This window comes from Williamsia limnetica (assembly GCF_003217475.1).
Classification (GTDB): Bacteria; Actinomycetota; Actinomycetes; order Mycobacteriales; family Mycobacteriaceae; genus Williamsia; species Williamsia limnetica.
Genome location: NZ_QJSP01000002.1, coordinates 490,556 through 496,924, shown reverse-complemented (window position 1 = coordinate 496,924; position 6,369 = coordinate 490,556). Strand labels below are relative to the sequence as shown.

General features: G+C 65.1%; 5 protein-coding genes. 2 read left to right on the top strand and 3 right to left on the bottom strand.

What is annotated here, in order from left to right; all coding sequences use genetic code 11:
• The coding region (locus DFR67_RS04995) for a transposase (protein ID WP_146240371.1) at nt 1-390 on the top strand (390 nt) is incomplete at its 5' end.
• 155 nt (nt 391-545) lie between these two features.
• Here DFR67_RS04995 and DFR67_RS04990 read toward each other — a convergent pair.
• From DFR67_RS04990 to DFR67_RS04980, 3 genes are read right to left on the bottom strand one after another with little or no spacing between them, the layout of a single operon-like run.
• Nucleotides 546-1,964: a dihydrolipoyl dehydrogenase family protein gene (locus DFR67_RS04990; RefSeq protein WP_110468281.1), complete on the bottom strand. Its 1,419-nt coding sequence runs from the start codon at nt 1,962-1,964 to the stop codon at nt 546-548.
• A gap of 45 nt (nt 1,965-2,009) precedes the next feature.
• A complete protein-coding gene (locus DFR67_RS04985; protein ID WP_110468280.1) occupies nt 2,010-2,864 on the bottom strand; it encodes a DMT family transporter in 855 nt (284 codons plus the stop codon).
• A gap of 7 nt (nt 2,865-2,871) precedes the next feature.
• Nucleotides 2,872-3,759, bottom strand: coding sequence for a DMT family transporter (locus DFR67_RS04980; RefSeq protein ID WP_110468279.1), 888 nt, complete (start codon nt 3,757-3,759; stop codon nt 2,872-2,874).
• Nucleotides 3,760-3,936: 177 nt separating this feature from the next.
• Between DFR67_RS04980 and DFR67_RS04975 the strand changes: the two genes are divergently transcribed.
• Nucleotides 3,937-6,327: a phosphoketolase family protein gene (locus DFR67_RS04975; protein ID WP_110468278.1), complete on the top strand. Its 2,391-nt coding sequence runs from the start codon at nt 3,937-3,939 to the stop codon at nt 6,325-6,327.
• Nucleotides 6,328-6,369: the final 42 nt, after the last annotated feature.

The window sequence follows — 6,369 nt, the reverse complement described above, 5'->3', positions numbered from 1 at the left end:
GGTCATGATCGGGTCATCGGGACCGTCCTTGCCGACGCCGGCTACTTCTCACGAGAGAACCTCGCCGCCGCCGGACCCACCCGACTCATCGCGCCTGGTAAAGCCAAAGATGTTGCAGCATCGAAGAAAACGGCAGTCACACAGCCCGGGAAATACGACCGGACCGCCATCGAAGAGATGCAAGAACGCATCGGCACCGACGAAGGAACCGCCCGCTACCGCCAACGCGCCGGGATCATCGAACCCGTCAACGCCCACCTCAAAGACCGGCGAACCCTACGACGATTCGCCCGACGCGGCCTCGCAGCCGCACAATCTGAACTCATCCTCGCCGCCGCAGCCACCAACTTCCTGCGCTACGTGAAAGTCAACAACCTCGCCACCATCTGACCCCGGGGCCAAGGCCCCGGGCCAATCCCCAATCGGGCCACGACCCCCCCACGATCAAACACGCCCGCGGGGATTAGGCAACAGCCTCTGCAACGGGTGGGTTTGCCTGTACCGGGTGGGTTTGCGGCGCGAAAGTTTATGGTGCGTGCCGACGCTCAGTCGAGCGACTCCAGCAGCTGAAGCCAGACCTCGCTGACGGTCGGATACGAGGGCACCGCATGCCGCAGGATGCTGGTGGGCACCTTGCCGACGATCGCGATGGTCGCCGCGTGCACCAGCTCGTCGACCTCTGGACCCACGAACGTCGCACCGACGATGGTGTCGGTGGCGTTGTCGATCACCAGCCGGGCCCTGCCCTGGGCGTCGTCGCGAAGCAATCCGAATCCGGCGACTCCGGTCAATTCCACGTCGGCGATCGAGGTGTCGAGACCCTTGTCCGCGGCTTCCTTCTTCGTCAGCCCGACACTGGCGACCTGCGGATCGGTGAAGACAACCTGGGGAACCGGGACATTCTCAGGGACAACGGGTTCCGCTTTGCCGGCGGCGCGGGCGGCGATCAGGTGCCCGACGTTGCGGGCCTGGTACTTGCCCCAGTGGGTCAGTGCGGGTCCGCCGGACGCGTCGCCGACGGCGTACAACCAGGGTGCATCCTCGGCGACGGTATCGAGCCCGATGCCATCGCGGGCCGGCCGCCGGCCAGTCGCGACCAAGACCTCGTCGGCGGTGAATTCTTCGCCACCGGCGATCACGGTCACCTGATCGCCGTGGATGCGACCGATGCCGGTGTCATCGGCGACCGGCCGCCGCACCTCGGTCACATCGACCTTCTGGCGGACGTCGATCCCGTTGTCGGTCAGTGCCTTCGCCACCAGTTTTCCGGCGAAGGGTTCGGATTTGCCGAGAAGTGTCCCCCTCGAGAGCAGCGTTACCGAGCTCCCCAGAGCGGACATCCAGGCCGCGGCCTCGCAGGCCACCACACCGCCGCCGACCACGATGAGCGATGCCGGTATCTCGCGTACCCCGGTGGCGTCGCGCGACGACCACGGCTGGGTGCCTGCGAACACCTCCGGGATCACCGGAGTGCTGCCGGTCGCGACGATGACCGCCTGCCGGGCGCGGATGGTGCGACCCGCACCGCCGTTGTCGACCGCAACGGTCTTCTCGCCGGTGATGACCCCGTGGCCGCGGATGACGTCGATGCCGATCCCGTTGGCCCAACCCACCTGGCCGCCGTCCTCGTACTGCTTCACCCAGGCGTCGCGGCGTCGCAACAGTTCTTCGGGGAGCATCTTTTTGCTGACCTTGATGCCGTCGAGGTTGCGGGCAGCGGCGTGGACCTCGACGGGCCGAAGCAGCGCCTTGCTGGGCATGCACGCCCAGTAGGAGCACTCCCCGCCGAGCAGTTCGTGTTCGATGATCGCGGCGGTCCGATCCGATCCCGCGATGGCGTATTGCGCGGCGACCTCACCCGCCGGCCCCCCGCCGATCACGAGTACGTCGTACTCGTCCCCCGATTGTTCATCATCGAGTCCCGCTATTTCTTCTCTCGACTTCGACGCGCTCGCAGCAGCCATCACCCCACCCTGCCATTGCCGGTGGGGAGGTTCCAGTCATGCACGCTATGACTTTTCGGGCGCCACGTTCTCCGGGCCGGATTTCGCAGGTGTGCGGATCGCGGAATGCCGGGCGAGCTCGATCACCGCCACCACCATGACGACCAGGACCACGGCGACGACTCCGGCTTCCCACATCGTCACATCGATCCGTTCGGACAGCAGCGCGAGTCCGAGGACCATCGCGACAGCCGGCTCCATCACCGTCATCGCGGGGAACGACGTCTGCAGGTCCCCTGATCCGAAACCGCGTTGCTGCGCATAGATACCCGCGCCGATGACCACAACGAGCAGGTAGATCTCGGGCTGCACCACCACCGTCGCCGAGTTCTCCACACCCTGGTTGATGACGGTCTTGATCAGGAGCGCGGAGATACCGAACAGTGCGCCGGCGGTGAGCCCGTAGAACAAGGCGCGGAAATGGCTGGTGCAACTCTCGGCCGCTATCACCAGACCGATGAGGCAGATCACGACCGCCGCGATGGTGACCGCGGAGGCCAACTGCCCGGTTCGATGATCGGATGACCGCGGCGAGGCAAGACAGAGGAACAACGCCACACAAGCCGTCAGAGCGCCGCCCCAGGCCCATTCGACTCGAGTCGGGCGGCGGTGGTCGAACCAGGCCTCCAGTGGCAGCGCGAACAGCACCGCGAGGACCAGCAGCGGCTGAACCAGCAGGATCGACCCGAGACCGAGTGCGACTGCTTGCACGCCGAATCCGGTCACCGCCAGGCCTGCGCCCAACCACCAGCCGGGGGTGATGGCGCCGCTGGTCGCGGACGCGCGTTGCCGGAGGACTGTTCCGATTGCGATGAGGCAGGCGGCGGCAACCGCGAGCATCGCCGGTGCGATGGTGTGCATGGAGTCGCTAATGGTCCGTCGGTCCCATGGCGCTGCCCCCCGGTGCGGGAGCGGGTCTCTTGAGGATCTCGACCTCGAATTCCGTCTCACGCTCGGCGGCATGCCGGGCAAGGACGAACACCGCTCGGAGCATCACCACCAACGAGATGCCCGCGATGACTCCCTCGATCCAGTTGACGTCGACCCGCTCTCCGAGCAGCACCACACCGAGCGACATCGCCACGGCGGGCTCCCACACGGTCATCGCCGGGAACGACGTCTGCAGATCATGCGCCGCGAACGCCAACTGCTGCGTCACGACCGACGCACTCGCGACCAGCAGGATGAGGTAGATCTCCGGGTGGATGAGAACTTCGACGAATCCGTCACCGAGTTGGGTCACCACCCCTTTGAGGAGGAAGGCCTGCACGCCGGTGAGTAATCCGGACGCCGAGCCGAACAGCAGTGCGCGGTGGTGCAGGGACACCAGCCTGGCCGCGATCACCAGTCCCGCGAGGACCGCGATGACCACGACGATGGTGCCGGCGAGCACCCCTGCCGACACGTTGTGTTTGCCGGGCTCAGGCGCGGCGATCACCACGAACGCGGCGATACAGATCGTCAGGATGATGCCCCACTTCCACTCGTGGAAGTTCAGGCGACGATGGTCGAGATACGCCTCCATCGGCAAGGCGAACAGCACCGACAGGACGATCAACGGCTGCACCAACAGCAACGAGCCGAAGCCGAGCGCGACGGCCTGCAGCGCAAACCCGGCGGCCGCGATCAGAACTCCCAGCCACCACCGTTTGGTGATGCCGCCGGATGGCGTCGACGAGCGTTGGCGCACGAGTGTCCCGCAGGCGACGAGCAGCGCCGACAGCGTCGCCAACAGCGCCGGGAGAAACAAGTGCACCGGAATGACGATACTTGGATGTTCTTGGAGAAACCTGGCTGTCGCCGGGCCGTGTGAGCGAATAGCCAGTGGCGGTGGGGAGAAAATCCGGCATCGGGGTACTCCTGGCGTGGCGAGGACCCCCGATCTGCCGGGATAATCGCCATTGCCCTGCTCGCACGACGAAAGTTGTTGCACATGACGTTGGCCGACTACTCCAATTCCGACCTCGAACTCGACCTGCGGTGGTGGGCCGCGGCGAACTATCTGACCGTCGCGCAGATCTATTTGCAGGACAATGTGTTGCTCCGCGAACCTCTCACCGTTGAACACATCAAGCCGCGATTGTTGGGTCACTGGGGCACGAGTCCCGGCCTGTCGATGATCTACACCCTGCTGAACCGGCACATCCGTGACACCGGGACGCAGTGGCTCTACGTGACCGGTCCTGGTCACGGCGGACCGGCGCTGGTCGCAGCGACCTACCTCGAGGGCACTTACAGCGAGGTCTACCCCCACATCTCTGGTGATTCTGCGGGGGTGAAGGCACTGTGCCGACAGTTCTCGACGCCCGGCGGTATCCCGAGCCACGTCAGCGTGCAGACACCCGGTTCGATTCACGAAGGTGGCGAACTCGGGTACGCCCTCATCCACGCGGCGGGCGCCGCCTTCGACAATCCCGATCTGGTCGTCGCCTGTGTGGTCGGCGACGGCGAGGCCGAGACGGGGCCGCTCTCGGGGTCGTGGAAGATCCCGGCGTTCCTCAATCCCGCCCGCGACGGTGCTGTACTACCGATCCTGCATCTCAACGGGGCGAAGATCGCGAGCCCGACCGTGCTCGGCCGCACCAGTGACCGCGACATCGATTCGTACCTCTCGGGGCAGGGATGGGCACCGATCTTCGTCGAAGGAGACGATCCGAACGAGGTCTTCCCTGCGCTGGCGGCGGCCCTGACGACCGCGCACGGAAAGATTGCGGCCATCCAGTCGGCAGCTCGGGCGGGCGAACCGGTCGGAGAGAAGTGGCCGGCGATCGTGTTGCGGACTCCCAAGGGCTGGACCGGGCCACACGAAGTCGACGGCAAGCTCATCGAGGGCACCCACTGGAGTCATCAGGTCCCACTGTCCGGAGTACGCGAGAATCCAGAACATCTGGGCCTACTCGAGGCCTGGCTGCGGAAGTACCGGCCCGAGGACCTGTTCGACGATCATGGGGCCTTCACCAAGGAACTCGCCGAACTCGCTCCGGACGGAGATCTGCGGATGGGGTCGACGCCGTACGCCAACGGCGGACGGAATCTGGTGCCGCTGAAGATTCCGGCATTGGAGTCGTATGCGCTGGAGATCGACACGCCCGGCGCGAGGTCGTATGAAACGACGAAGGTCCTCGGCGAGCTGATGCGCGACATCTACAAGCAGAACTCGGACGACAAGCACGGCGGCACGTTCCGGCTCTTCTCCCCCGACGAAACGGCGTCGAATCGGTTGCAGGCCGTCTTCGAGGTGACCGACCGCTGCTGGCAGCTGCCTCGCACCGAGAACGATGACGGGCTCTCTCCCGAGGGGCGGGTCATGGAGGTTCTCAGCGAGCACCTGTGTCAGGGGTGGTTGGAGGGCTACCTCCTCACCGGTCGGCACGGCCTGTTCGCGACCTACGAGGCGTTTGCGATGGTGAGCGTCTCGATGCTGGTTCAGCACGCCAAGTGGCTTCAGCATGCAGTGGCTCTGCCGTGGCGCGAACCAGTCGCGTCTCTCAATGTGCTGCTCACCAGCACGTGCTGGCGCAATGATCACAACGGGTTCAGCCACCAGGGCCCGGGAATGATCGATGCGGTGATCCCGCTGTCCCCCGAGGTGGTCAGGGTGTGGCTACCCCCGGACTCGAATACGTTGCTCTCGGTCGCCGACCACTGCTTCCGGAGCCGCGATCACGTGAATGTGCTTGTGGTCGACAAACAATCGCACCCGCAATACCTGACTCTGGATCAGGCCAACGAACACTGCGCCGCCGGGGCGTCGATCTGGAAGTGGGCAGGTACGGAAAGCCCGACGGCGGTCGGCTCCGAGGAGGAGCCCGACATCGTGCTCGCCGCAGCGGGCGATGTCCCGACAGAAGAGACGCTTGCCGCCGCCCAACTCCTGCGAGAGTGGGTACCGTGGCTGCGGGTCCGCGTCGTCAACGTGGTCGACCTGATGGGACTGCTGCCGCAGAACGATCATCCGCACGGCATGCCGGAGCAGAAGTTCGTCGATCTCTTCACCGCAGAGACCGACGTGGTGTTCGCCTTCCACGGCTACCCACGTGCCGTGCACCAGCAATTGCACGGACGTACCAATCCCGAACGCTTTCACATTCGCGGATTCAGCGAGCAGGGCACCACCACAACTGCTTTCGACATGGTTGTCCTCAACAGGATGAGTCGCTATCACCTGGTTCTCGAAGCGCTGCGGCGTAGCAGAAGGGTGCCAGAGAAGAGCGGCGACCTGGCCGAGTTCTGCCAGTCGCAACTGCGTAGACACCACGACTACGTCCGTGAACACTTCGAGGACATGCCAGAGATCCGTGAGTGGAAGTGGTCTCAGGGGTAGCGGCCTGCCCATCGGTGAGTTCGGCCAGGAAATCAGATTCGC

Bases quoted from the DNA above. Each gene is read 5' to 3' on its own strand.
- DFR67_RS04990 (WP_110468281.1), bottom strand. From the start codon at position 1,964: ATGGCTGCTGCGAGCGCGTCGAAGTCGAGAGAAGAAATAGCGGGACTC.
- DFR67_RS04985 (WP_110468280.1), bottom strand. From the start codon at position 2,864: ATGCACACCATCGCACCGGCGATGCTCGCGGTTGCCGCCGCCTGCCTC.
- DFR67_RS04975 (WP_110468278.1), top strand. From the start codon at position 3,937: ATGACGTTGGCCGACTACTCCAATTCCGACCTCGAACTCGACCTGCGG.